Origin of the sequence: Pasteurella canis, from assembly GCF_900454865.1 — a bacterium.
Taxonomy (GTDB): domain Bacteria; phylum Pseudomonadota; class Gammaproteobacteria; order Enterobacterales; family Pasteurellaceae; genus Pasteurella; species Pasteurella canis.
In genome coordinates this window covers 1,490,001-1,516,345 of sequence record NZ_UGTV01000015.1, presented here as the reverse complement: position 1 = coordinate 1,516,345, position 26,345 = coordinate 1,490,001, and the positions used below count along the sequence as shown (strand labels likewise).

Sequence of the window (26,345 nt, the reverse complement as noted above, 5' to 3'; positions counted from 1 at the left end):
TAGATGGCTTAGAAATTATTGCACCTTCAGCATCAAGAGCTGCAAACGTTCAACATCGTATAGATGGCTTAGAAATACATTAAGCAACCAAGCACAGCCTAGCAATTGTTCAACATCGTATAGATGGCTTAGAAATCTTGCGTGTAGATTGAAAGATTGCTCAAGCTGTTCAACATCGTATAGATGGCTTAGAAATAATGCTAGCTTCTCTGCTGCTCTCTTTTGCTGTTCAACATCGTATAGATGGCTTAGAAATAAAAAGCCATAAGTATTTGTTTTTGTAGTTGGTTCAACATCGTATAGATGGCTTAGAAACATTTGTTGCAGTATGAAGTGCGAAACTTAATGTTCAACATCGTATAGATGGCTTAGAAAAATATGCCCGCACGGCTTTATAGTTGTCGCTTGTTCAACATCGTATAGATGGCTTAGAAATTATGTTTTTAATGTTGAATTTGTTATGCCGAGTTCAACATCGTATAGATGGCTTAGAAAGTTCCGAAGATGCTAGCCACGGCGATATTTGCGTTCAACATCGTATAGATGGCTTAGAAAACTTATTTGGCAAAAACGTACCGCGCCTGAAAGTTCAACATCGTATAGATGGCTTAGAAAAACCTAGCCAAGCCATTTTAATATTTTTAATAGTTCAACATCGTATAGATGGCTTAGAAATGTAGAAGCTAGAGACTCGCTCCGTTCACTTTGTTCAACATCGTATAGATGGCTTAGAAAACGATAGAGCAGTGCAACAGGATTGTTACTTGGTTCAACATCGTATAGATGGCTTAGAAAATAAATTTTCCGCAATCCTCCACCGCGTAAGCGTTCAACATCGTATAGATGGCTTAGAAAATGTGATTCTATTTGCAAGAGGAATTGAGTTCGTTCAACATCGTATAGATGGCTTAGAAATTTTAGCTAACTTGGACAAAAGTGGAGTAATGGTTCAACATCGTATAGATGGCTTAGAAAATTCATTACACCTTTTGAATGGTCATCACGCAGTTCAACATCGTATAGATGGCTTAGAAATCTTTAAAAATCCTAGGATTACAGAATAAAGGGTTCAACATCGTATAGATGGCTTAGAAAAAAATCTGGGTTAACATTAACAGAAGTTCAAAGTTCAACATCGTATAGATGGCTTAGAAAATTCTGGCTCATATCAGTCCATTCATGATTAAGTTCAACATCGTATAGATGGCTTAGAAAAATACGGTACACCTTCTATATAAACTTTTTCAGTTCAACATCGTATAGATGGCTTAGAAAATGTTTTTTCATCACACTGACTTCTTCGTTAGGTTCAACATCGTATAGATGGCTTAGAAAAGTTAGCGTTGTTGTCGCGCTTTGCCCTAAAGGTTCAACATCGTATAGATGGCTTAGAAATTTTGTTGTAGTTCCATCAAATCCTAATTCATGTTCAACATCGTATAGATGGCTTAGAAAATCTAGCTCTACTGTGATGTGCGTTTGAATCGGTTCAACATCGTATAGATGGCTTAGAAAATTTCAACAAAATCATTTAAGTTTTGCGGAATGTTCAACATCGTATAGATGGCTTAGAAATTCACTGCGCTTTTTGGTCTGTTTTACTGGAAGTTCAACATCGTATAGATGGCTTAGAAAATGATTCTGTGAGTAAGACCAAATGCTGCCAGGTTCAACATCGTATAGATGGCTTAGAAATTAAACTCTCTTTAAATCAGCATTAAAGAGAGGTTCAACATCGTATAGATGGTTCATATCTGCTTAAATAAAGCTTATTATTTAAACATATTGAAAAAGTTAAATGTTATTTAATTTAGTTTAAACTGGATTTTAATATTTTTACACTTAGTTAAGGAGGATGTTGTGCGTAAGACACCTTATATTGCCTCTTCAGATTTAAAAACCATAATGCATTCTAAAAGAGCCAATATTTATTATTTAGAACACTGTCGAGTATTGTTAAATGGTGGACGAGTGGAATATGTGACTGATGAAGGTAAAGAGTCTTTATACTGGAATATCCCTATTGCTAATACTAGTTGCCTGCTATTGGGGAGTGGAACGTCTATTACACAAGCTGCAATGCGTGAACTATCAAAAGCAGGGGTAATGGTGGGGTTTTGTAGTGGCGGTGGTACGCCTTTATTCAATGGAACGGAAGCAGAAATTGGCTGTGAGTTTTTTAGTCCACAAAGTGAATATCGTCCTGTTATCTATTTACAACAATGGTGTCGTTTTTGGTTTGATGATGAAAAGCGGTTAAGCGTAGCCAAAACATTACAACAACATCGATTATCTTTGTTAGAGGTTATTTGGGCTAAATTAGAATGGCATTATTCTGCTGAAAAACTCGCCGCACTTGTACAGCAATATCAACAAGAATTTACTCATGCAGAACATAGCCAAGCGTTGTTAGCATCAGAAGGGCGTTTAACGACTAAACTATATGCGCTCGCTAATCAGACGACAATGAATGATCCTACTTTTAAACGCAGTGAGCGTGGTAATAGTATTGATACAGTCAATCAGTTTTTAGATCATGGCAATTATTTAGCCTATGGCTTAGGCGCAACAGCTTGTTGGGTATTAGGATTACCGCACGGTTTAGCCGTATTACATGGCAAAACAAGACGAGGTGGTCTGGTTTTTGATGCAGCAGATATTATTAAAGACAGTATCATTTTACCGCAAGCATTTATTTCTGCACAAAATGGCGAGTCAGAAAAAGAATTTCGTCAAGCCTGTATCCAAAATCTTCTTCATTTTGGGGCATTAGATATTATTATTGATACGTTGAAACAACTTGCTTTACAGGGAGCGTCGGATGAATATTCTGCTAGTTAGTCAATGTCGGAAAAATGCGCTGACTGAAACTCGTCGCATCTTAGACCAATTTGCTGAGCGTTGTGGCGATTGTGTATGGCAAACGGCTATTACGCAAGCTGGGTTGGAAACTCTATATAAGATGTTGCGCCAAACAGCACGTAAAAATACAGCGGTCGCTTGTTATTGGACTCATGGTAAAAACAGGACAGAGTTATTATGGATCGTTGGTGATAAGCGCCAATTTAATGAGCAAGGGCGTGTACCGACGAATCGTACTCAGCGTAATATTTTACGTGTTGAAGATGAGGTGAATTGGAAAGATGCCTATTCTATTCAAATTTTGACCGCACTTGCTGCCTTGTTACATGATTTGGGCAAGTCGAGTGTTGGTTTTCAGAACAAGTTAATTAAAACAAAGAATGCTCCCAAAGAGGCTGACCCATATCGACATGAATGGATTTCAGCCCGTTTGTTTGAGGCGATGATCACTGGGTGTGAAACGGATCAGGATTGGCTTAAGCGGTTAGCTGATTGGGCTGAGTTCGAAGAGCAAAATCCTCACTGGCACAAAAATATTATTGAAGACGATATGGGAAAAGATTTCTCTGGTTTTGGTCATTTACCACCCATTGCTCAAGTGCTGATTTGGTTAATTACTTCTCATCACCGACTTCCATTTAGTCAGAATTTTTTCGTAGGTGGGCGAAATTATTTGAGGGATCTACGAGGTTGCTGCAAACGTGATTTTAATTCCTTTTTTAGTTATTATCGTCCGATAGAGCGTTGGGTGTTTAATGATTCACAGCATCCCAAGCCACAACATTTTTGGCAATTTGATACAATCGTCACACAAAGCCGTGCATGGCAGAAAGTGATGACTCGCTGGGCGAAAAAAGCACTTAATCATCCCGCCTTATTTTCCTCTTCCTACATTGAAAATCCTTTCGCCTTGTTATTAGCGCGTTTATCTTTAGTTGCTGGCGATCATTATTATTCTTCACAAGTGAGAAATACTGATTTAGGGGATAAAAAATGTATCTTATTAGCTAATACTGATGATGAAGGCAACGAAAAACAACGCTTAGATGAACATTTATTGGGAGTATGCCAGAGTGCAAGTCGATTTGCCCGTTTACTCCCTAAATTCAGCACAGAATTACCACATATTAAACAACATAAGCCTTTTGCTAAGCCTGCAACAAGTCGTTTTGCTTGGCAGAATAATGTTGTTAATCTGGCAAAAAAAATACAAAAAAACAGTGAAACACAAGGTTTTTTTGGTGTGAATATGGCAAGTACAGGCTGTGGCAAAACCTTTGCTAATGCCAAGATGATGTATGCATTAAGTGATCCTGCTAAAGGAGCGAGATTAACGATTGCGTTAGGCTTACGTGTGCTAACCTTACAAACAGGTACTGCATTGAGTCAGCGTTTGGAATTACAGAATGCCAAGGAACAAGATTATTTAGCGGTGTTAGTGGGGAGTAGTGCAGTTAGAAAATTGTATGAGTTGCAGCAAGAGCGAGCACAGCAGCTAGCAGAACAGGGGAGTGAAAGTATCGAACAATGGTTCGAGAATATGACAGTTGCAGGTGCGACTTATATTGAAAGTGCGGTGGAAAATGAAGAAATTTCAGATTTTTTAACGAAGAAAGATCCAACAATGAAGAAATTACTGTATGCACCACTCGTCAGTTGTACTTTAGATCATATTATTGCTGCATCAGAAAGTGTGCGAGGTGGGCATCATATAGTGCCGACATTGCGTTTGTTGACATCAGATTTAATTTTGGATGAGCCTGATGATTTTGGGCTGGAGGATTTACCTGCGCTCAGTCGTTTAGTGCATTTGGCAGGCTTGTTTGGTAGCCGTGTATTGCTTTCTTCTGCTACGTTGACGCCCGATTTTATCACGGGGCTATTCCGCGCTTATCAAGCAGGACGTCAAATTTATAACCAACAACAAGGCATTGTTGCAGAATTGCCCGTTTGTTGTGCTTGGGTAGATGAATTTCAGCAACAACAAATGGATTGTGGTAATGAGCAGATTTTTATGCAACAACATCAACAATTTGTCTTACAGCGTGCAGAAAATTTAGCTAAAAGTCCTGTGCGGCGCAAAGCCGAGATTTTGACTTTACCGTCATTATCACCTAATGAAAATGAAATGTTTAATTATCGATTATTAGCCGAACATTTATTGAAGAGTGCGGCAAAATTGCATAGTTTTCATGGGGAAATGGACAGTAAAAGTCAGAAAAAAGTCAGTATTGGTCTAGTGCGTTTTTCGAATATCACCCCTATGATTCCAATAGCACAAGCACTTTTGCAGCAGCAAGCACATGATGAATTGTCAGATTATTGCTTCCATCTGTGTTGTTATCATTCTAGACAATTATTATTATTGCGTTCTAATTTAGAAGAAAAACTTGATCGTTTATTAGATCGTCACGATCCACAAGACATATATCAACAACCTGAAATCATCTCTGCTTTAGCAAGTGATCCCGCTAAAAACCATGTATTCATTGTCCTGGGTAGTCCCGTCACAGAAGTTGGACGCGATCATGATTATGATTGGGCGATAGTTGATCCTTCTTCTATGCGTTCGATTATCCAGCTTGCAGGACGTGTCTGGCGACATCGTGCAGATAAAGTTGCAGAACAGCCAAATATGTATTTATTGCCGACCAACTGGCGAGGTTTGTCGCTAAAACGAAATTCTGATAAACCGATTTATCATCGCCCTGGTTTTGAAAGTGAGACAGATAAGCTGAGTTCGTATAAGTTAGCGCAATTAATTTCAGCAGCAGAACTATCACATATTCAAGCCACACCACGTATTGTGAAGCCAGCGAATTTACAACCGAGAGAAAGGTTAGCAGATTTAGAACATCAAGTTATCGCTAATTTATTGAATAATCCACGCGAAAATCATGTTAATTTGTATTGGGATCCTCGCTATACAAATAGATTATTGGCAAATTTACCTTTGATGACGCGTTTTCGACAAAGTCTGCCTGAGCAAGATATTGTCTGTAAATTCGATGATGACTCTGATTGGGGATTCTCGTTTTATGATATGGAGAATGTGAAACGAGATAATCTTAGTACTTCGTCTAATTTTAAATATAAACCACTACCTGACTGCCCACAAAGTATAGTGAAACCTTGGTTGAATCAGTCTTTAGAGGTTGCACTCGCGCAATTAGCTGAGGATTTAGAGTTAGATGATGTGAAAGCTGTCCCTGTTACCTATCTTAGTGTGTCAATTCCACTATATAATTTAAAATGGGATTACAATGAAATGCTGGGTTTTTGGGATACCAATAAGACTTTAATGTAATTGTTATAATTAGAAATAGCGCAATACAAATAGGATTGCGCTCTGTTTTTTAAGATGAAAGTGTCAGAAGTGCGGTGAGTTTTTGCAAAATTTCATCACTATGGATATTTGTCATACTGTCAGCAACAACATAATGTTGATTTTTGCCATAAGCACCAATAAGTCTGGGATCTGTCGCCCCATACAGTGTGATATTAGGTTTATCTAAGGCAGCACTTAAATGCGCCAATCCTGTATCGACTGAAACGATGGCATGAGCATTGACAATGTATTGGGCTAATTCTGATAGGCTCGATTTTGCGAGAATACGCGCAAGGGGTAAGTCTTGAGCAATATAATCTGCGCGTTGTTTTTCTAATGGATTTGACCAAGGTAGGTATACTGCTATACCAAGTGCAGTCAGTTTTTCTGCCAGTTGACGCCATTGTCGATCAGGTAGAAATTTATCTGTGCGTGTGGTGCCATGAAAGAATAACACATAAGGCTTTTCTGATAGTTGTTGTGGAAAATGGCGCGCAATTGCATAGTCGCCTTGTGTCATGGGTAATGAATAGCCTAAGCTTTGTGCAAATAATTGACGAATGCGCTCGACAGCATGTTGCTGATAGCTAATTGCGTAGTGTTTATCGTAAAACCAAGCTGCAATTGGTTCTCGTATAGAGTGGCGATCATAACCATGTTTACAACCATGTGCTAAACGTGTGGCGAAAAAAGCACTTTTGAATAAACCTTGAGCATCAATTACTGCATCATATTGTGTAGCTTGTAATAAAGAGCGGTAGTTTTTCCACTCATTTCTTGTTGCTGCCGTAAAAGGCGTCTTACGCCATCGACGTAGTGCAATAGGAATGACCTGTTTGACCGCACTGTGCCAATGTGGGATCTCTGCAAAGTTTTCCTCAACTACCCAGTCAAATGTTATATGCGGTATTGCACATTGTGCATCTGTTAAAGCAGGCAATGAGTGTAAGATATCGCCCATGGATGAGGTTTTAATCAAACAAACTTTCATACTTTACTTAGTAACTCAGTTAATTTTTCTAAGACCATTTCAGGTTGAATATCAATCAAACTTTGATGATAACCTTCTTCACTGTCTTTGCCTTTACGTACTTTAATTAAGCCACCTTCAATCAAGCGGATAATTACGGCTTGGTCAGATAAAGGCGGTGTATAAGTTGGACTTGTTGGACCATAAAGTGCAACTAAAGGGCGTTTAACTGCCGCGGCAATGTGCATTAATCCACTGTCGTTTGTAACGATAGCGGTACAATCTGCAATCAAATCTACCGCTTCATTTAACGACGTTTTTCCTGCTAGATTGAGACAAAAATCACGTTTTTCAGGCGGTAAAGTTTGGCGGATTTGTTCGCCAACAGCCTCATCTTTTGCCGAGCCAAATAGTCGGATAGCATAACCTTGTTTAATCAACATATCAGCTAATTTAGCATAATGATAGTGAGGCCAGCGTTTTGCTGGACCAAATTCAGCACCAGGACAAAAACCAATAGCTGGGCGTTGTTGACAAAGTGCGGTTTGATTGTTGAATTTTTCTAGTGTGGTTGCTTGGTGTGTCGGATCAACTTGTAAGTAAGGTATAGGATAGACTAAGTGTTCTGCGCTCGGAACCATGCCTTTATCATAACCAAGAGCAGCATAACGTTGCACCATCATCGGATAGTCTTTTTTGTTACTGCGTAGATCATTTAAGAACATATAGCGGCTTTCCCCTTTCCAACCACGACGATGTGGAATTTTTGCGAAGAAAGGAATAAAGGCAGATTTAAGTGAGTTAGGCAGTACAATAGCCATATCGTATTGATTTCTTAGTGCTTTTCCCAAACGGTAACGATCACCCAAAGCAAAAGCACCATGTCCTAATGGCATCGTAATGGCTTGGCGTACTTCTGGCATACGCGCTAATAATGGTTTACACCAATCAGGTGCCATGACGTCAATATCACAATGAGGATATTGTTGTTTAAGTGTTTGATATAAACTATGTGACATCATCATGTCACCAACCCAAGACGGCCCAATCACTAAAATACGCATTATGATTCCATTAAGTTAGTCAAAAGAAGGTACTATTTTAATCTGCTTTATTAGGAAGAAAAACGTTTTTTCTTATTCATTTTGCTCTTTTAAGGCGAAATGACTTTCGCATTTACTTCAATAATTTCCCCGTTATCAAAAAATAAATGGATAGGGTATTCATCGCCAATAGTAAGATCTTTTTCTGTGTCAAAGACCATAATGTGTAATCCACCTTGTTTTAGTTCAGTGATGCTTTGAGGTGGAATTGGAATACCAGTGACTTCGATCATTTTACCATTTTGTGTACCGTGTAATTCTAAACGTGCCTTATCTTTACTTTGTACAATCGCAAGGTTCACTTCCTGCTCACTGTCATTACGCAGTTGCATAAAAATAGCAGTAGGTTCTCCTTTTTGCGCAGTAAAAATCACAGGCTGCTGTACACTTATTTTGGCAAATAACATTGTTGGTAAAAGAGCGGTACAAACTAAGGCAATTTTGTATAAGTATTTCATATTAACATCGCGTTATGTATAAATTATCCTCAGTATTATACGTGCTAAAAAGAAAAAATGCCGTGATAACTTCACGGCATTCGACATAAACTCAACTTTATATTTTAGCTTGTGCTCGCTTACCTAAAATCAAGGTGACTGAAAAGGCGATAGTAGCTGAGATCAGCATGCCAATAATATACATCACCAAGCTATCAGGTTTAATTGATGGAATACCTGGTAAGCCTGCTGCCCCTAAGGCGATTGCTTTGACATTAAAGAAGGCAATAAAAGCACTGGAAATCCCCGCTCCTGTCATAGCGGCAATAAAAGGATAACGATAACGTAAGTTTACGCCAAACATTGCTGGTTCTGTGATACCTAATAATGCACTGATACCTGAAGGTACAGCAATTCCGCGTACTTTTGGATCTTTCATGACAAATGCTGCTCCTAAGCAAGCGGCACCTTGAGCGATATTTGACATAGCGGCTATTGGGAAAATGAATGTACCACCAGTGCGTGCAATTTCGGCTAATAGCTGAGTTTCGACTGCAATAAACGTTTGGTGCATGCCAGTGATAACAATTGGCGCATAAAGCGTACCGAAGATTGCGCCACCAACAAAGCCAAGTGTGTCATATAACCAAGTAAGACCACTACTAATTAAAGAACCTGCTTCACGTCCAAATGGACCGATAATAGTGAACGCTAATAATCCTGTAATAAATAAGGCAAAGAGTGGCGTAATTAAATTATCTAAGAAAGAAGGAACAACTTTACGCAAGTTTTTTTCTAGCGTTGCAAGTACCCAAGAAGCAATCAGCACAGGAATAACGGTACCTTGATAGCCAACACGCTCTATCTCAAGTCCAAAAATTTGCCAATATTGAATATTGCCATTCGCTAGCGTTAAGGCATAATTCCAGCCATCTGCTAAAGCTGGATGGACAAGTAACATTCCCAAGGCAGCGCCCAAATAAGGATTACCTCCAAATTTTCGGGTTGCAGAGAAACCTAATAACACAGGTAAGAAAACAAAAGGCGCATTAGCAACAGTATTAATAAAATCAACTAAATGCGCAATAGCTGGGTAAAGATCAACGACATTTTTTTCCTCCACAAAGAAACCTTTTGCTGTCAGCATACTGTGGATACCCATTAATAAACCGCCTGCTACAATTGCAGGGATAATCGGGACGAAAATATCTGCCAAGCCTTTAACTGCACGTTGAAATAAGCCTTGTTTTTCATTGCCAGCAGCAGCAACATCAGCACTTGTCATATCGCCGATACCTAATTGTTGACTTAATTCGGTATATACTTTATTTACTGTTCCTGAACCAAAAATAATTTGGTACTGTCCAGCGACAGCAAATTGCCCCTTAACACCTTCAATGTTTTCGATGGCTTCTTTATCAATTTTCGTTTCGTCAACGACAACTAAGCGCAAACGCGTTGCACAGTGTGCAGCTGCTGAAATATTTTCTTTACCGCCTAATTTTTCAATGACTTGCTGAGCAATAAGTGGGAAGTTCATATGAGTCACCTTTTAATCCATAAATGTATTTAATCATCATTTTTTATTTTAACTAAAACGTTTTAGTTTTGAAACTGTAATTAACTAAAACGTTTTAGTTTTGTGTGATAGATCACATTTTTATTTATAAGGGAAGTACATTGTGTATAAAGTTATCAATCAACATAATGTAGTTGATTAAACCTTCATTAAGGCAAAATAGGAGATATTTTTATCAATATAGAAATAAGAAAGAGAAAGATTAATCACGATAAATAATTTCACAATCAATTTTAAGATTGTGTGTTTTTTCACCTTGTAACATTTTTTGTACCATTTCAAAAGTGTGTTTTGCAATAGTTTGGTGATCTTGTTTAATAGAATGAATGTGAAAAGGTAGTGCATTTAACAGAGCATGATCATCAAAAGTAGCTAAATGTAATTGACGATTGAATAACTTTTCCATTTGTTGATATTCTGTGAGATAGCGTAGGACACCTTCTAGTAAGGTATAAGAGGCGGTAAAAATTGCATTTGGTAAACGCCCTAAGCGTTGTTGCAGGTCAGCTAACATTTGATAGCCTGATTCAGGCTGATAAGTGCGGTGTAAAATCCACTCATTTTTTGGTGTCACGTGAGCTCGTGTAAGTCCTGTTAAAAAGCCTTGTAAACGTGATTCACTAGGAGAAAGGGCTAATTGACCGCCAAAATAGAAGAATTCTTTAAGTTGATATTTTTGTATTAGATATTGAATCAGTTTTGCAATTTTATTTTGATCATTACTGATGATGTAAGGAAGATCCAGATTTGGTACATAGCGATCTAGCTGTAAAATGGGGGTTTGCTGTGCAATTTGTTGATAATAATACGGATCTTGATGTGTTGGAGCTGTAATCAAAAAATCAATTTGGCGATCCAATAAACGCTCAATAGCGAGTTTTTCTTGTTGTGGATTATCATCAGAACAAGCAATAACTAACTGTAAACCATTTTCGCGGCATTGTTTTTCTAACATTTTTGCAGTGTAAGCAAAACCATAGTTAGTTAAATCAGGAATAACCAAGCCAATGACATTAGAGCGTTGCATTTTCAGTGATTTTGCATAAACATTAGCGCGATATCCTGCCGTTTCTGCAATGTTTTTTACACGCTGACAAGTTTCAGGTTTGATCTTAAATTCTTCACCACGTCCATTTAAAATCATACTGACAGTCGTTGTTGATAAACCACTCAATGTGGCTATATCATTCAGTGTGACTCGTTTTTTGTGCGTGTTTTTTATCTTATTCACGATATAGTCCATTATGTAATCGAAATTGCGGGTAATTGTGCCACAGAAACCTGAATTGGGCGAGAGCAGGTTATTTGGTTTTCACGTTGTTCAATAAAAAATCGTGATGTCATTACTTTTTCACCATCATTGAGAAAAATTTCTATTACAGAGCGGTCAAAAAAGATCTCGATTTTGTTTAGTTGACTGATTTCGCAATGGCGTTGTGTACCAAAGGCTTGCATAATTTCAGTCTGTTTTGTCTGTGTTCTGTCTAAACTAAATAGCCCATTGCGATAGCTTATAATCAGCCTATGTTCAGCATTATTATTAAAAAAAGCCATTTCAAAATCTTGATTGTCAGGTTCAAACATTAAATAAGCAGTATCTAATCCTGCTATAATTTGTGGCTGTTGTATAGAAAATACTTGGCTTACACCTAATTGTGTATAAATTTGTGCAATAGGTCTTTGGTAGAGCCTATTTTGTTTTAAAGTCAATTGGCGTGGTAAGCTTAACATAGAATGCCATTGATAGTGATCGGTTGGATATGTTAAGTCAGGTAATCCAACCCAGCCATAAAGAATACCTTCACTTTGATAAACAGTTTGTGGTGCATAAAAATCAAATCCATAATCGAGTTCTTCAATATGCTCACTATGGAAAGTCATATTATGTAATTTACCGACAGCATAAGTTGCATGATAGTTGTTTTGGAAGCGGTGTGTTTCGCGTACTTTACCTTGTGGTGACCAAATAAAAATAGATTTATCTGCTAATTGGAATAGATCTGGACATTCCCACATAAAAACATGTTGGTTATCAAAATGGGTGAGAGACAGTTCTCCTAACAACTGAGGTGAGCTATCAATATTAGGCATTTCATATAACAACGCAGTACCCGTACCATTTTTTCGCTGTGCACCAAGAATAAAACGGATTTTACCTTCGGCCGTGATGAATGGTTTAGGATCACGTACATGTTCAGTGTAGCCTTCAGGTACTTGGCTGAGTAAACAACGTTTTTCAAGCAACTTACCGTCTTGAGTAAAAATAGCAATATTTTGATATGGAATCCGCTGATTTTCTTGGTTTCGTGTATTTCCTGTATAAAACGCGATAATATTATCTTGCCATAATATTGCGCCGCCAGAATAGCAACCGTGTGATTCAAAGTGTTGATCGGGAATTAAGGGATCAGCATAAGTAAACTGTTGAAAGTTTTCGGTGATTAAATGCTGCCAATGTTTCATGCCATGTATGGCATCATAAGGAAACCATTGATAAAAGATATGGTAATTTTTACCATCAAAAATTAACCCATTTGGATCATTTAATAAACCTGTATCGGCAGCCAAATGATAAGTTGGACGAAATTGTTTATCAGACAGGACTTGTTGGCGAATTTGATCTAACTCACCAGCAGATTGTGCATGTAGGCTTTTGTATTTGCCTTGGTTGAAAATATACATACGACACTCCGAAATTAGCCATCATGAGCTCATGTTATTGTGCAAGAAAGCGCTCTAATTCAGTTCGAGTTGGCAAAGCTGACATTGCCCCTTTTGCAGTTGTAGCTAAAGCACCGCAGGCATTCGCTTGTCGGATAATAGGAATAAGTGCGGTTGAGGTTTGCCACGTTTCGACTTGAGAGAGTCCAGCTAATAAGCCACTAACAAAGGCATCTCCAGCTCCTGTTGTATCTACTGGTTGTAATGCTTTACCTGCAATAATTTGGCTTTCGCCGTGTAAATGATAAGCTGCACCAGCTTTTCCTAAAGTCACAATAATTAGTTTTTCAGGATATTGGGTGGTAAGTGTTTGTGTTGCCTGTTCTAGACTGCTGCTATTAGTGAGTAAGATGAGTTCTTCTTCTGAAAACTTAAGTACATCAGCTTGAGCAATGACTTGGTTGACCACGCTTTTCATTTCATCATGACTTGACCAAAGTGACTCACGTAGATTTGGATCAAAAGAGAAAAATCCACCTTTGTTTTTAACTCGCTGAATAGCTTCTAATGTCGTTTGACGAGAGGGGTTATGAATCAATGCAATTGAACAACAGTGTAACCAATCATTTTTTTGAAATTCAGGCAAGTCAGATACCTCTAAAAATTGATCTGCACTTGGGTTAACCATGAAAGTAAAACTGCGTTCACCATTCTCTAAAGAGACAATAACTGTAGAGGTTCGTTGTTGTGGATCTAATATCATTTGTTGTGTGCAGACTTTTTCATGTTGTAATGTTTCTTGCATAAAACGACCGAATGGATCATCACCTACACGGCCAATAAAGCCAGTATTACCGCCTAAGCGTGCAATTCCAACGGCAACATTAGCTGGTGCACCACCAGGACAACGTAAATAATGGTGTTGTCCGTCAGGAATTAAATCAACAACTGCATCACCTAATACCCAAATCTTACTCATCGTGAATCCCCTTTACTGATTTTATAATTAATAATATTAACTAAAACGTTTTAGTTTTTCAATTTTGGTTTTAAAATTTGAGATCAAGATCAAATTTTGAAATACAAATAGGCAACTTTAAAAAGGTATGAAAAAGTGCTATATTGTCCGCCGATTTTTTATCTTCATTTATCTGACAATATGGCAAATTATTACGAGATTACTCTGGCCCTTGCAGGTGTGTGTCAAGCTGCAAAATTAGTACAACAGTTTGCCCATAAGGGGCAAGCTGATGAAGCAGCACTGAAAGCAAGTCTAAATACATTATTGCAAATGAATCCAGAAGATACATTAGCTGTCTTTGGTGGACATGAACAACATTTAAAACTGGGGCTAGAAACTTTGCTTGAGCAAATGAATGGCAGTGGTTCTGATCTCAGTCGATATTGGATCAGTCTATTAGCATTAGAGGGGAAATTAAATAAAGATCCTAAAGCTAAAACTGAACTTGCGCGTCGTATTCAATATTTACTGACTCAACTTGAACATTATGATTTGCTTGATGAGCAAATGTTATCTACTTTAGCAAGTATTTATGTGGATGTGATTAGCCCATTAGGTCGTAAAATCCAAGTGACTGGCTCAACGCTTTATTTACAGCAGCCAGCTATGCATAATCGGATCCGAGCTTGTTTGTTGGCAGGAATTCGTTCTGCGGTCTTATGGAAACAAGTAGGCGGAACAAAATGGCAGATTTTGTTCTCACGTCGCAAAATTACTGCCATGGCAAAACAAATTTATTCTTCACTTTAATCATCTTATTTATGGAGCAAACCGCTATGCAACTTAACGCATTAACTGCACTTTCCCCTATTGATGGACGCTACCAAGAGAAGGCAAATTCATTACGTCATATTTTTAGTGAATTCGGCTTATTAAAATTTCGTGTTACTGTTGAAGTGCGTTGGTTACAAAAATTAGCAGCAACTCCACAAATTCAAGAAGTGCCTATATTATCGAAAGAAGCAAACGATTACCTTAACCAAATAGTTGATCATTTCAGTTTGCAAGATGCAGAGCGAATTAAGGAAATTGAACGCACGACTAATCATGATGTGAAAGCAGTTGAATATTTCTTAAAAGAAAAAAGTGAAGCTTTATCTGAACTTGCAAAAGTGAGTGAGTTTATTCATTTTGCTTGTACTTCAGAAGATATTAACAACCTTTCACATGCTTTAATGTTAAAGACAGCGCGTGAAGAAGTTATTTTACCAGAGTGGCAAAAATTAATTGATGACATCAGTGCACTTGCACGGGAATATAAATCTATTCCATTACTTTCGCGTACACATGGACAGCCTGCCTCACCTTCAACAATAGGTAAAGAAATGGCGAATGTCGTATATCGTTTAAAACGCCAATTTAAGCAATTACAACAAATTGAGATGCTAGGTAAAATTAATGGAGCAGTGGGAAACTATAATGCTCATTTGTCAGCCTATCCTGAAATTGATTGGCATAACTTCAGTCAGGAATTTGTAACATCATTAGGTTTAACTTGGAATCCTTATACGACACAAATTGAACCACATGACTATATTGCAGAATTTTTTGATAATGTGGCGCGTTTTAATACGATTATTATCGATTTTGATCGTGATTTGTGGGGATATATTGCATTAAACCACTTTAAACAACGTACTATTGCAGGTGAAATTGGTTCGTCAACAATGCCACATAAAGTGAATCCAATTGATTTTGAAAATTCAGAAGGTAATTTAGGCTTAGCAAATGCAGTCATGGCACATTTAGGTGCGAAATTACCTATTTCACGTTGGCAACGTGATTTAACAGATTCGACAGTATTGCGTAATTTAGGGGTCGGACTGGGTTATTGTTTGATTGCTTATGCTGCTACTCGTAAAGGGATCAGTAAATTAGAAGTCAATGAGCAACATTTACTTGATGAATTAGATCAAAATTGGGAAGTACTTGCAGAACCAATTCAAACAGTTATGCGCCGTTACGGTATTGAAAAACCGTATGAGAAATTGAAAGAGCTTACTCGTGGTAAACGTGTCGATGCCCTAGCTATGCGTGAATTTATTGAGACGCTTGACATTCCAGTTGAAGAAAAAAGACGTTTACAGCAAATGACACCAGCAACTTATATTGGCGCGGCAATTGAGTTAGTTGAAAAATTATAATTGGATTAAATTTTAATCATATTTATTTTTTTAAAGTTAAATAATTTGTTTTAAATTTAAACTGAATTAAAAAGGCTATGTGAATAATCCATAGCCTTTTTTCGTTATTTTAAATAAATTAAATTAATTCACTTATAAAAAATAAAAAAATGTTGCAGTCAATATTGTTTGTTAATTCATCAATTGTTGATTGAATTGCTATATGTGTGAATTAAATCACATAAAATACGATTTTTTTTAAAGCATTTTTTTTTAATTACTTTAATATAACATCTCATTAACATTAATGAGTAAATGTATATTATTTATGCAATTTAATTTTGTTTTTAAATAATTACTCAAAAATAGTTATATGGATTTTTAATATGTTAATTTGATATTCATATCGAATTTATCTATAGGATTTTTTTATGGTTTTCTTTTTAAGCATTCTTCCGATTGCGCTATTAATTTACTTAATGGTAAAGCGTAATAGTTTACCTTCCTATATTGCTTTGCCAATCATTGCAGTATTAACTTATCTTTTACAAGCATTTTACTTTGGTACAGATTTAACGCGTTTAAATGCAAATGTTATTGCTGGTTTAATTGCGACTCAAACACCAATCACGATCATTTTTGGGGCAATTTTATTTAATCGTATGATGGAAGTATCTGGTAGCACAGATATACTTCGTAAATGGTTAGCCAATATTAACCCCAACCCCGTTGCTCAAATCATGATTATTGGCTGGGCATTTGCTTTTATGATTGAAGGTGCCAGTGGATTTGGTACGCCTGCGGCAATTGCGGCACCTATTCTAGTTGGTTTAGGTTTTAAACCTCTACAAGTTGCTATGCTTGCATTAGTGATGAATTCGGTGCCAGTTTCTTTTGGTGCAGTAGGTACACCAACATGGTTTGGTTTTGGTGCATTGGGGTTAAGTGATGATGTGGTACTGGAATTAGGGCAAAAAACGGCATTTATTCATTTTATAGCGGCGTTTGTTATCCCTCTATTAGCGTTACGTTTTCTCGTAACTTGGAAACAAATCAAACAAAACCTTGTATTTATTTATATTAGTATCCTTGCTTGTACGATACCTTATTTCCTATTAGCACAAATAAACTATGAGTTCCCATCGTTAGTAGGTGGTGCGATTGGTTTACTTGTTTCAATTTTCATTGCTAATAAAGGTATTGGTATCAGTAAAGGAGATAATACGGATGTGCAGCTGGAAAACGTGGCATTTAGTCAAGTATTCAAAGCACTTTTCCCAACAATGATGTTAATTGCTATCTTAATTGTGACACGTATTCATCAGTTAGGTATTAAACAATTGTTAAATGATGCAACAACTTGGTTCTCAGTTTCACTGGGTGGATTAGGTGAGTTTAAAGTCAGTCAAGCTCTCATCTTGTCGTTAAATAATATTTTAGGACAAGGGATTAGTGAAAGCTATAAGACGCTTTATGTGCCATCTCTTATTCCATTTATTGTGACAGTGATTATCTCTATTTTTGTATTCAAATTGAATAGTGAGAAAACTAAGAATATTGTATCAACAACTTATCATCAAACTAAAAAGCCCTTCTTTGCCTTATTAGGTGCATTAGTTATGGTAAAATTAATGCTAGTAGGTAATGATAATTATGATTCTATGGTCATTACTATCGGTAAAACCTTTGCTGATGTAACGGGTGATAAGTGGGTTTATTTCTCTTCTTATTTAGGTGCAATTGGTGCCTTCTTCTCTGGTTCAAATACCGTATCAAATTTAACTTTCGGTGGCATTCAGTTATCTATTGCAGAAACAACAGGTATGTCAGTTCCACTTATTTTAGCGCTACAGTCTGTGGGGGGCGCGATGGGTAATATGGTGTGTTTGAATAACATTATTGCAGTGTGTACTGTATTAAATGTGAGTAATCAAGAGGGTACGATCTTAAAACGCACGGTTATACCTATGTTCTTATATGGCGTAATTGCAGCATTAGTTGCGGTTGTTATTTACTAATCTGTTGTTGTGATACTGTCATACATAGCTAACTTGTATAAAGTTAGCTATGTACTATTTTTTTGGAGTAATCAAAAATGAATGTCAATTTTTATGTAACTTGTATTGCTGATGCATTGAAATCGAATGTGGCAAAGCAAACAGTACTTCTTCTTGAACAGCTTGGCTGTCAAATTACGTTTCTAGAACAACAAAGTTGCTGTGGACAACCTGCGATTAATAGTGGCTATGTGACTCAAGCGATCCCCGCAATGAAAAATTTAATCGAAACCTTTGAGGTTAATGACTATCCTATAGTGGCACCTGCAGGTTCTTGTGTATATGCCATTACAACTTATCCAGAGTATTTAAAAGATGAACCAGAGTGGGTTGCTCGCGCGCAGAAAGTTGCAGATCGTTTTTATGATTTAACGGATTTTATTGTAAATAAATTAGGTATCGTTGATGTAGGTGCAAAATTAGAAGGCAATGCAGTTTACCATCCCTCTTGTAGTTTATTTCGTAAACTAGGTGTGAAAGACGAGCCCTTAAAACTGTTGCAAAATGTGAAGGGGTTAAGTTTATTGCCTATCCACAACCAAGAAACTTGTTGTGGTTTTGGTGGAACATTCTCTGTAAAAATGGCTGAGATTTCAGGTGAGATGGTAAAAGAAAAAGTACAACATATTATGGCAGTCAAGCCTTTGTATTTAATTGGAGCAGACGTAAGTTGCTTAATGAATATCGGCGGTAGGATGAAGCGAGAAGGGCATAATGTAAAAGTCATGCATATCGCTGAAGTGTTAATGAGTCGATAAAGGAGAAAATGATGTCAATAAAAACAAGTCACCTTCAATTTAAGCCACGTATTAATGAAGAGATTCAAAATGAGATTATGCGTAAAGCTGTTGTTATGGCACAAGAGCGTATTGGCGCTAATCGTCAGAAAATGGTGGAGGAGCTCGGGCACTGGGAAGAATGGCGCGATTTAGCAAAAGAGATCCGTAATCATGTAATTGAAAATTTAGATGCCTATTTATTCCAACTTTCAGAAAAAGTGACTGAAAATGGTGGACATGTTTATTTTGCAGCAACGGCTGAAGAGGCGACTAACTATATTAAACAGGTCGCTAAAGCGAAAAATGCAAAAAAAATTGTGAAGTCAAAGTCAATGGTGACTGAAGAAATTGGCATGAACCATGTTCTTGAGGCAGAAGGGATAAAAGTTATTGAAACCGATCTTGGTGAATATATTCTTCAAGTAGCTGAAGATAAGCCATCGCATATTGTTGTTCCTGCTATTCATAAAGATCGTCATCAAATTCGTAAAGTGTTAGCAGAAAAGTTAGGTTACACAGGGTCTGAAACACCAGAGGAAATGACATTATTTATTCGTGAAACGATACGTAAAGATTTCTTAGAAGCAGATATTGGTGTAAGTGGGTGTAATTTTGCAGTAGCAGAAACGGGCAGTGTATGTTTAGTTACTAATGAAGGAAACTTGCGTTTAGCAACATCATTACCGAAAACACATATTGCGGTAATGGGAATGGAACGTTTAGCTCCAACTTTTAAAGAGGTTGATATTTTAATTACTTTATTGGCACGAAGTGCAGTAGGGGCTCGTTTAACAGGCTATAATACGTGGTTAACTGGTCCACGTTTAGCTGGTGAGACAGATGGACCTGAAGAATTCCATTTAGTGATTGTGGATAACGGTCGTTCGAAAATGCTGGGATCAGAATTTCGTGATGTTTTACGTTGTATCCGATGTGGCGCCTGTTTGAATACTTGTCCTGCGTATCGCCAAATTGGTGGACATGGTTATGGTTCGATTTATCCAGGTCCAATTGGTTCAGTGATTTCACCTATTTTAGGTGGCTATGAGGAATTTAAAGATCTGCCTTCTGCTTGTTCATTATGTACAGCATGTAATCAGGTTTGCCCTGTTAAAATACCACTGGCAAATTTATTATTAAAACATCGTCGTAATATTGCTGAGTCAGGTATGAATCCTGTCGTAGAACGTTTATCTGTGAAGGCATTTACTGTTGCGAATAGCCATCCAAATCTATGGAAGATTGGTGTAAATATCGGTGCTAAAGTTGCAAAGTTAGCTATTCGTGATGGAAAAATGCCGATTCAAGTTGGGGCGGTTGCAGAGTGGAGTAAGGCTCGTGATTTACCTGATGCTGAAGGTGAAAGTTTCCGTTCTTGGTTCAAAAATCGTTAATTGGTAAGGAATTTCTATGTTAGATCAACAAAATAGACAACAGTTTTTGGATAACCTTGCACAACAACTTGGACGGGAGTTTCGTTCTACTGTTACAGGAAGTTATTTGCAATTGAACAATTATCCTACAACGCGGTTAACAGAATTGAGTATTGATGAACGTTGTGAAGCATTCGTTGAATTTGCTACACAAACGATGTTAGTTAATTGCAAAATGACGACCCCAGAACATGCTAGTACAGATATATTAGCTTTATGTAAACAATATGGTGGTGGTCCAGTTATATTGAATGACGATGTACGTTTAGTGGGCTTAGGTATCACATCAGCTATACAAACACAATATGAAACACATATTTGGGCAGAAAACTCTGCGGAAACAAACCGCACTTTTGCGAACAGCGCGAATATTGGTATTGTATTTGCTGAATATGGTCTAACGGAGTCAGGTGGGATTGTGCTTTTTTCTAATGCACAATCAGGTCGTTCTGTTAGCTTGTTGCCCAAGGTATCTATCGTTGTATTGAAAAAAAGCACTATTTTGCCACGTGTTGCACAGTTGTCAGAGATTTTGCATCAAAAAGCAAAGTCGGGGGAGCGTATGCCGTCATGCGTAAATTTGATTGCAGGACCAAGTTCCACTGCTGACATTGAACTGATTAAAGTTGTTGGTGTACATGGCCCTGTTGCAAAGGCTTATTTGATTATTGATGATACTAAATAGGTATCAAACATGATAAAACTGTGGTCTATTCTAGTAAAATTTTATCAATGATAGGTGTTGTGATATAAATAATGGAGGCAAAATGGCCTCCATTTTGTTTACAGAATCATTTTGACGAGTTTATCTGCCTTAATACGAGCAAATTTTTTCAGTAGTTTTTGTACAGGCGCTGGATATTGTTTCATTTCATCTAACTCAGAATAATGTTTTAGCACAGTTGTGTGCTGGCGAATACAGGTTAACTCTTGATCAACCTGAGCGCCTAATTGCTGTTTTGGATCATGAATAAATAAGCCATTTTCTGCATCTAAACGCCATGCACGAGGATTAAGATTATTTCCAGTCAATAAGATATAATCTCGGTCGACCCAAACACCTTTTAAGTGATAGGAATTCTCACCATCTTTCCAAGTCCGTATCGTTAATAGTCCTTGATTAATTTCATACTCAAATTTTTTGCTAAAGCGACGCAAATTGCTTTCATATAAATAAGGTAATGCACCTGCCATTTTGAAGGGTTCTGAAGGTGGAATATAGAAGTCATTGGCTGTTTTATCACCTACAATAATTTCCACTTTTTTACCTTTATTGAGTAAGCGACGGATCTTTTGTTGTAATGTACGTGGAAAGTTGAAGTAAGGTGTACAAATTACTAATTCTTGTTCAACAATTTGAAAGAGATCTTCTATTGTTTGATTTAAGCGATTGTTATATTTACTTAAACCGAATAAGACAGAAATGCTGAGTTGCTCCTCTGTTTCTTCTAATAATTTAGCTCCTTTTAATGCATATTGTGCTTCAAATGCCAATGTTTTACGAAATTCTTTAATGGCTGGACGAATATCTTTTGTTGCTGGGCGGTGCACACTATCCAAAGGATAAACCGCATCTGGGTTTAATAAATACTTTTGTATGAAACAAACGATTGTATCCGCTAATTCTGGGTGAGTAATTTTATGATAGCGGTCATAGCGATATTTATTTGATTGGTGTAGATAGACATTATTAATGCTTGCACCACTGTAAAGCACCGTATTATCAAATACAAAACCTTTAATATGTAATACACCAAAGACTTCACGAGTATTAATTGGTACACCAAAAAACATATTTGGATCATTTGCTAGTTGATATTTCGCTCGTTCATCACTATACCAATCTGCATTAGTGGCGCTCTTTTCTGCACCAAGTAGGTTGCGTTGTGCTCGATGCCAATCAATTAGGATTTTGACATCAAGAGCGGGGTTATCTTGTTTAGCACGATAGATTTCATCTAAAATTTCCTGCCCTGCTTCATCATGCTGCCAATAAAGTGCAGTGATATAAATACGTGATTTTGCTTGTTTGATAAGCTGAATAATCTGGTTTTTAAATGTGGATGGATGATAAAGAAACTCCACTTGTTCAGCTTGTAACGGTAAACAGAATAAACGATTGATATTTTGTTTTGCTCGTTTGGTTTTGTTTATCAACATAAAAATCATTCTCTTTAAGTTTGATTAGCTCGCTAGTTTACAATATTTAATATGGAACTTGGTAGCAAAATACAGTTTTTTCGTTATAATGCTCACACTTTATCGCAAAGTAGGGCTTTTTTTGCCTAACTTTACCCTTCTAACAAGCAAACTGGCACATCAAAATGAGCAATAAGACAAAGTCACCTGTTTTTCAACAAACACCTCATAAAAAATTTAATGAGCGTATTGTAGGCGAAAAAATTGAAAAAAATACACCGCACTTCAAACATCAAACACAAGAAAATCGCGCTAAAAAAAAGCATGATAGCTTTCATTCTACACATAAATTACAAACAAAAATGAGCAGTTCTCGTCATACTCAAAAAGTAGAGCAACGCATTTCAGAAACAACCTTACGAACAGCAAATGGTATTGATGGGAAAGTAAAGGTTGTTGTAAAAAGTTCTGTTATGAGTGATAAAGCTACTGAGAAAAAAACTGGGCCTCTTTCACCTCGTGCACCAGAGAAGATCAAAAAAAATCGATCAGAGGAAATGAAAGTATATGGTGAAAATGCTTGTTCTGCATTATTTATTCAACGCCCAGAGAGTATTGTACGAGTTTGGACAACAGTAGAAATGGCGAAAAAGAGTGGTGAGTTATTCAGTTATTTAGCTGCAAATAAAAAAGTCTATCATGTAGTAGATAATAAGGAATTAACGCTAGTAAGTGGTACAGAGCATCATGGTGGAATCTGTATGCTCGTGAAAAAAGCGAGACCATTTACTCTATCAGGTTATTTAGATATTCCTCGTAAACAAGACTGTTTAGTAATGATTGATGATGTACCAAATGCACATAATATTGGCGGTATTGTTCGTACTTGCGCAGTGTTTGGTGTTAAAGGTCTTATTGTCGAGCGTCAATTTGCTGACAATTTAAACTCATCAGCTGCCGTGCGAGTTGCAGAAGGGGGAATGGAATATATTCGTGTATTAGAAACAGATTATGCCGATAAAGCATTAAAACAGCTTCGCCAAGCCGGATATCAAATTGTACACCTTTCAACTAGTAAACAAGCTAGTACATTCAATAAAATTAAGTTAGCTCATAAAGTGGTTTTTGTGGTCAGTGAAAGTGGAAAAACATCATTAGCAGAACAGGAAGATGAAAAAGTCATTTTGTCGTTAAGTAATCCACTCAATGCAGAATTGAATATTGCCGTTGCGACAGGAATTTTGTTAGCAAAATGGGATGAAAGTCTAAATTAATTTTCTATGTATTGTATTAGTTAAATTTTAGTCTATGATATATTAGTAGGCAAATAAAAATCCCCAGTTAATGCTGGGGATTTTTTTGTTTGAAACTATATAAAAAGTATTACCAACCTTTTACAACACCGTCATTAAAATGTTTAACGGCTTCTTGATAAACTTCTTCACTTTGGAATGCTTTTACGAAATCTTTGATAACTTCATTATCTTTGTTATCTTCACGTGCTACAACTAAGTTAACGTATGGAGAGTCTTTATCTTCCACAAAAATACCATCTTTTTCGCGAGTTAAACCATGTTGTCCTGCGTAAGTATTGTTGATTACAGCAAAATCAACATCATCTAATGCACGTGGTAATAATGATGTTTCTACTTCTTGAATAGTGATATTTTTTGGATTTTCTACGACATCAATTGAGGTTGAGAATAAATTATTTGAATCTTTTAATTTTATCACACCTTGTTTTTCTAAAAGTAGTAATGCACGCCCTAAGTTACTAGGGTTATTTGGTACTGCAACAATAGCACCCTCTCTTAGTTCAGAGATGTCTTTAATTTTTTTAGAATAAGCGGCGATTGGGAAAACAAAAGTATTACCAACAACAGCTAATTTATAACCACGTTGTTCTACTTCTTTATCCATATATGGTTTATGTTGGAAAGCATTTATATCTAAATCGCCTTTTGATAGTGCTTCATTCGGTTGAGTATATTCAGTGAACTCAATAAGTTTTACATCAATATTGTATTTTTCTTTTGCAATACGCGCGGCAACTTCCGCAACTTGAGCTTCTGCACCAGACATGACACCGAGTGTTAATTTACGTGCAGGCTCTTGAGCTGGAGTAGTTGTTGCGGTAGGTTTGTCATCTTTACAACCTGCTAATGCAACTGCCGAGAAAATGGTCGCTAGACCTAAAAGTTTTGTTAATTTCATAAGTAATCCTCTAAAAGAAAGATGTTGTGTAAGTTGTATAGTTAATTAGCGATGATCAAAACGCTCAGCTAAGTGGTCACCCAATTTTTGGCTTAACATTACGATCAGAACGATAATAATTGTTGCGATCCATTTCACATAGACCATATTACGGTGTTCTCCATAAGTAATCGCAAGATTACCCAAGCCACCACCACCAACAGCGCCCGCCATTGCAGAGTAACCGATTAAAGCAACTAAGGTCAGCGTTATACCGTTGATTAAAATAGGGATAGATTCTGGCAAATAGTATTTAGTGACGATTTGCCAATTAGTCGCACCCATTGATTTCGCAGCTTCTGTTAAACCACTTGGAATTTCAAGAAGTGCATTCGAAGTCAATCTTGCAAAAAATGGAATTGCAGACACACTCAATGGAACGATTGCTGCTGTTGTACCAAGTGTCGTACCGACAATTAAACGTGTAAAAGGTAATAAAATAATGAGTAAGATGATAAAAGGAACTGATCGCCCTATATTAATAACCACATTTAATACTTGATGCGCACGACGATGCTCTAAGATCTCACCTTTACCTGTTAAAAACGCAAGGAATCCTATTGGGAGACCAACAATAATGGCAAATAATGTTGCAACAAATCCCATATAAAGAGTTTCTAGTGTAGAAAGCCCAACAAGTTCCCAAATTCTTGGTGTCATTTCTCGGGTAAAATCTGCCCATAATTGATCAAACATAACCTAATACCTCAACTTTTACATTATGTTCCATTAAATAAGCTTTTGTTTTTGTAATAGCTTCATCATCTCCTTCCATTTCTGCAATAACAAAGCCAAATTTAACACCGCCAGCGTAGTCAATTTGTGAAGTTAAAATACTTAAGTCAACACCAAACATCTTTGAAGCTTGTGAGAGTACTGGGGCATCTACTGTTTGTCCCGTGAACTCAAATTGTACAATTGGCCAAGAGTTTGTATGTCTAGGTGTATCTGATAGTTTTTCCATATATTCTTCTGGTAAGTTAATATGGAAAGTTGATCGAATAAATTCTTTTGCCAGTTGAGTTTGTGGATTAGAAAAAACTTCACTTACAGACCCTTGCTCAATTAATCGTCCTTTATCAATTACAGCAACTTTATCACAAATGCGTTTAACAACTTCCATCTCATGCGTAATTAAAAGGATGGTGATACCTAAAGTGCGGTTGATTTCTTTTAATAAATTTAAAATAGATTGTGTTGTTGCAGGGTCTAAAGCACTAGTTGCTTCATCACACAAAAGAACTTTAGGTTCACTAGCAAGTGCGCGTGCAATTGCTACACGTTGTTTTTGACCGCCTGATAAGTTAGATGGATAAGCATCCTTCTTATCAGCCAAACCAACAAGTGCTAATAATTCATTGACTTTGCTATGAATTTTTTCTTTTGGTGTATTTTCTAATTCTAATGGTAATGCCACATTACCAAATACTGTACGTGATGTAAGCAAATTAAAGTGCTGAAAGATCATGCCAATATTACGTCTTTCATGAACTAATTCAGTATTTCTTAACTGAGTTAAATCTTTTCCATCGACAATAACTGAGCCAGTTGATGGTGCTTCAAGTAAATTAACACAACGGATTAACGTACTTTTTCCTGC

20 protein-coding genes and 1 CRISPR repeat array (2 of these 21 cut by a window edge) are annotated in these 26,345 nt (G+C 36.9%); of the genes, 9 read left to right on the top strand and 11 right to left on the bottom strand.

What is annotated here, in order from left to right; genetic code table 11:
* A CRISPR array of direct repeats spans nt 1-1,755; the repeat unit is 28 nt; unit sequence GTTCAACATCGTATAGATGGCTTAGAAA (it extends 1,573 nt beyond the left edge of the window).
* Between the two features lie 105 nt (nt 1,756-1,860).
* Nucleotides 1,861-2,841 (top strand): type I-F CRISPR-associated endonuclease Cas1f, encoded by a 981-nt coding sequence (cas1f, locus tag DYE19_RS07720; RefSeq protein ID WP_049215687.1) that lies wholly within the window; start codon nt 1,861-1,863, stop codon nt 2,839-2,841.
* Entirely contained in the window at nt 2,822-6,169 is a 3,348-nt protein-coding gene (cas3f, locus tag DYE19_RS07715; RefSeq protein WP_115323171.1) for a type I-F CRISPR-associated helicase Cas3f, read from the top strand. The genes cas1f and cas3f overlap by 20 nt, the downstream gene beginning before the upstream one ends.
* Nucleotides 6,170-6,218: 49 nt before the next feature.
* On the opposite strand, the gene rfaC is transcribed toward cas3f, so the two are convergent.
* From rfaC to cscK, 7 genes are all read right to left on the bottom strand, one after another.
* The gene (gene rfaC / locus DYE19_RS07710) at nt 6,219-7,181 is read right to left on the bottom strand and encodes a lipopolysaccharide heptosyltransferase RfaC (protein ID WP_115323170.1); all 963 of its coding nucleotides are present in this window, start codon (nt 7,179-7,181) and stop codon (nt 6,219-6,221) included.
* Nucleotides 7,178-8,224: a lipopolysaccharide heptosyltransferase II gene (gene waaF, locus DYE19_RS07705; protein WP_115323169.1), complete on the bottom strand. Its 1,047-nt coding sequence runs from the start codon at nt 8,222-8,224 to the stop codon at nt 7,178-7,180. The genes rfaC and waaF overlap by 4 nt, the downstream gene beginning before the upstream one ends.
* An 89-nt stretch (nt 8,225-8,313) precedes the next feature.
* Nucleotides 8,314-8,721: a copper chaperone PCu(A)C gene (locus DYE19_RS07700; RefSeq protein WP_115323168.1), complete on the bottom strand. Its 408-nt coding sequence runs from the start codon at nt 8,719-8,721 to the stop codon at nt 8,314-8,316.
* Between the two features lie 97 nt (nt 8,722-8,818).
* Nucleotides 8,819-10,240, bottom strand: coding sequence for a sucrose-specific PTS transporter subunit IIBC (locus tag DYE19_RS07695; RefSeq protein ID WP_115323167.1), 1,422 nt, complete (start codon nt 10,238-10,240; stop codon nt 8,819-8,821).
* A 241-nt stretch (nt 10,241-10,481) separates the two neighbouring features.
* Nucleotides 10,482-11,501, bottom strand: a complete 1,020-nt coding sequence (locus tag DYE19_RS07690) for a LacI family DNA-binding transcriptional regulator (protein ID WP_115323595.1) — start codon at nt 11,499-11,501, stop codon at nt 10,482-10,484.
* A gap of 20 nt (nt 11,502-11,521) precedes the next feature.
* The gene (locus DYE19_RS07685; RefSeq protein WP_115323166.1) at nt 11,522-12,961 is read right to left on the bottom strand and encodes a glycoside hydrolase family 32 protein; all 1,440 of its coding nucleotides are present in this window, start codon (nt 12,959-12,961) and stop codon (nt 11,522-11,524) included.
* Nucleotides 12,962-12,995: 34 nt separating this feature from the next.
* Nucleotides 12,996-13,919: a fructokinase gene (cscK, locus tag DYE19_RS07680; RefSeq protein ID WP_049215701.1), complete on the bottom strand. Its 924-nt coding sequence runs from the start codon at nt 13,917-13,919 to the stop codon at nt 12,996-12,998.
* Between the two features lie 180 nt (nt 13,920-14,099).
* Between cscK and hflD the strand changes: the two genes are divergently transcribed.
* From hflD to DYE19_RS07650, 6 genes are all read left to right on the top strand, one after another.
* Entirely contained in the window at nt 14,100-14,711 is a 612-nt protein-coding gene (gene hflD / locus DYE19_RS07675; protein WP_115323594.1) for a high frequency lysogenization protein HflD, read from the top strand.
* Between the two features lie 26 nt (nt 14,712-14,737).
* The gene (gene purB / locus DYE19_RS07670; RefSeq protein ID WP_115323165.1) at nt 14,738-16,105 is read left to right on the top strand and encodes an adenylosuccinate lyase; all 1,368 of its coding nucleotides are present in this window, start codon (nt 14,738-14,740) and stop codon (nt 16,103-16,105) included.
* 410 nt (nt 16,106-16,515) lie between these two features.
* Complete coding sequence (locus tag DYE19_RS07665) at nt 16,516-18,102, top strand: L-lactate permease (protein WP_115323164.1); 1,587 nt, start codon at nt 16,516-16,518, stop codon at nt 18,100-18,102.
* A gap of 77 nt (nt 18,103-18,179) precedes the next feature.
* Entirely contained in the window at nt 18,180-18,899 is a 720-nt protein-coding gene (locus DYE19_RS07660) for a (Fe-S)-binding protein (RefSeq protein ID WP_115323163.1), read from the top strand.
* Nucleotides 18,900-18,910: 11 nt separating this feature from the next.
* Nucleotides 18,911-20,314, top strand: a complete 1,404-nt coding sequence (locus DYE19_RS07655) for a LutB/LldF family L-lactate oxidation iron-sulfur protein (protein ID WP_049215706.1) — start codon at nt 18,911-18,913, stop codon at nt 20,312-20,314.
* Between the two features lie 16 nt (nt 20,315-20,330).
* Nucleotides 20,331-21,038: a LutC/YkgG family protein gene (locus DYE19_RS07650; protein WP_115323162.1), complete on the top strand. Its 708-nt coding sequence runs from the start codon at nt 20,331-20,333 to the stop codon at nt 21,036-21,038.
* Nucleotides 21,039-21,136: 98 nt separating this feature from the next.
* Here DYE19_RS07650 and pssA read toward each other — a convergent pair whose 3' ends face one another.
* On the bottom strand, nt 21,137-22,513 hold the full coding sequence (gene pssA / locus DYE19_RS07645) for a CDP-diacylglycerol--serine O-phosphatidyltransferase (protein ID WP_115323161.1): 1,377 nt from the start codon (nt 22,511-22,513) through the stop codon (nt 21,137-21,139).
* A 164-nt stretch (nt 22,514-22,677) separates the two neighbouring features.
* Between pssA and DYE19_RS07640 the strand changes: the two genes are divergently transcribed.
* The gene (locus DYE19_RS07640; protein ID WP_115323160.1) at nt 22,678-23,766 is read left to right on the top strand and encodes a TrmH family RNA methyltransferase; all 1,089 of its coding nucleotides are present in this window, start codon (nt 22,678-22,680) and stop codon (nt 23,764-23,766) included.
* Nucleotides 23,767-23,875: 109 nt separating this feature from the next.
* On the opposite strand, the gene DYE19_RS07635 is transcribed toward DYE19_RS07640, so the two are convergent.
* The 3 genes in view from DYE19_RS07635 to metN are tightly spaced (at most 45 nt apart) and all read right to left on the bottom strand, a layout consistent with a single transcriptional unit that may run on beyond the window.
* Nucleotides 23,876-24,706, bottom strand: a complete 831-nt coding sequence (locus DYE19_RS07635) for a MetQ/NlpA family lipoprotein (protein WP_115323159.1) — start codon at nt 24,704-24,706, stop codon at nt 23,876-23,878.
* 45 nt (nt 24,707-24,751) lie between these two features.
* Nucleotides 24,752-25,441: a methionine ABC transporter permease gene (locus tag DYE19_RS07630; protein ID WP_049215715.1), complete on the bottom strand. Its 690-nt coding sequence runs from the start codon at nt 25,439-25,441 to the stop codon at nt 24,752-24,754.
* Nucleotides 25,434-26,345, bottom strand: partial view of a methionine ABC transporter ATP-binding protein MetN gene (gene metN, locus DYE19_RS07625; RefSeq protein WP_115323158.1) — the 3' portion only. Its footprint extends 123 nt past the window's final position; 912 of the gene's 1,035 nt are visible here — the last part of the coding sequence; its start codon lies off the right edge, out of view; the stop codon is at nt 25,434-25,436. Before metN ends, DYE19_RS07630 begins: the two co-directional genes overlap by 8 nt.

What these genes read in the sequence shown, in the direction of transcription:
- cas3f (WP_115323171.1), top strand. Translation starts at nt 2,822, where the DNA reads ATGAATATTCTGCTAGTTAGTCAATGTCGGAAAAATGCGCTGACTGAA.
- rfaC (WP_115323170.1), bottom strand. Translation starts at nt 7,181, where the DNA reads ATGAAAGTTTGTTTGATTAAAACCTCATCCATGGGCGATATCTTACAC.
- waaF (WP_115323169.1), bottom strand. Translation starts at nt 8,224, where the DNA reads ATGCGTATTTTAGTGATTGGGCCGTCTTGGGTTGGTGACATGATGATG.
- DYE19_RS07700 (WP_115323168.1), bottom strand. Translation starts at nt 8,721, where the DNA reads ATGAAATACTTATACAAAATTGCCTTAGTTTGTACCGCTCTTTTACCA.
- DYE19_RS07695 (WP_115323167.1), bottom strand. Translation starts at nt 10,240, where the DNA reads ATGAACTTCCCACTTATTGCTCAGCAAGTCATTGAAAAATTAGGCGGT.
- DYE19_RS07685 (WP_115323166.1), bottom strand. Translation starts at nt 12,961, where the DNA reads ATGTATATTTTCAACCAAGGCAAATACAAAAGCCTACATGCACAATCT.
- cscK (WP_049215701.1), bottom strand. Translation starts at nt 13,919, where the DNA reads ATGAGTAAGATTTGGGTATTAGGTGATGCAGTTGTTGATTTAATTCCT.
- hflD (WP_115323594.1), top strand. Translation starts at nt 14,100, where the DNA reads ATGGCAAATTATTACGAGATTACTCTGGCCCTTGCAGGTGTGTGTCAA.
- purB (WP_115323165.1), top strand. Translation starts at nt 14,738, where the DNA reads ATGCAACTTAACGCATTAACTGCACTTTCCCCTATTGATGGACGCTAC.
- DYE19_RS07665 (WP_115323164.1), top strand. Translation starts at nt 16,516, where the DNA reads ATGGTTTTCTTTTTAAGCATTCTTCCGATTGCGCTATTAATTTACTTA.
- DYE19_RS07660 (WP_115323163.1), top strand. Translation starts at nt 18,180, where the DNA reads ATGAATGTCAATTTTTATGTAACTTGTATTGCTGATGCATTGAAATCG.
- DYE19_RS07655 (WP_049215706.1), top strand. Translation starts at nt 18,911, where the DNA reads ATGTCAATAAAAACAAGTCACCTTCAATTTAAGCCACGTATTAATGAA.
- DYE19_RS07650 (WP_115323162.1), top strand. Translation starts at nt 20,331, where the DNA reads ATGTTAGATCAACAAAATAGACAACAGTTTTTGGATAACCTTGCACAA.
- pssA (WP_115323161.1), bottom strand. Translation starts at nt 22,513, where the DNA reads ATGTTGATAAACAAAACCAAACGAGCAAAACAAAATATCAATCGTTTA.
- DYE19_RS07640 (WP_115323160.1), top strand. Translation starts at nt 22,678, where the DNA reads ATGAGCAATAAGACAAAGTCACCTGTTTTTCAACAAACACCTCATAAA.
- DYE19_RS07635 (WP_115323159.1), bottom strand. Translation starts at nt 24,706, where the DNA reads ATGAAATTAACAAAACTTTTAGGTCTAGCGACCATTTTCTCGGCAGTT.
- DYE19_RS07630 (WP_049215715.1), bottom strand. Translation starts at nt 25,441, where the DNA reads ATGTTTGATCAATTATGGGCAGATTTTACCCGAGAAATGACACCAAGA.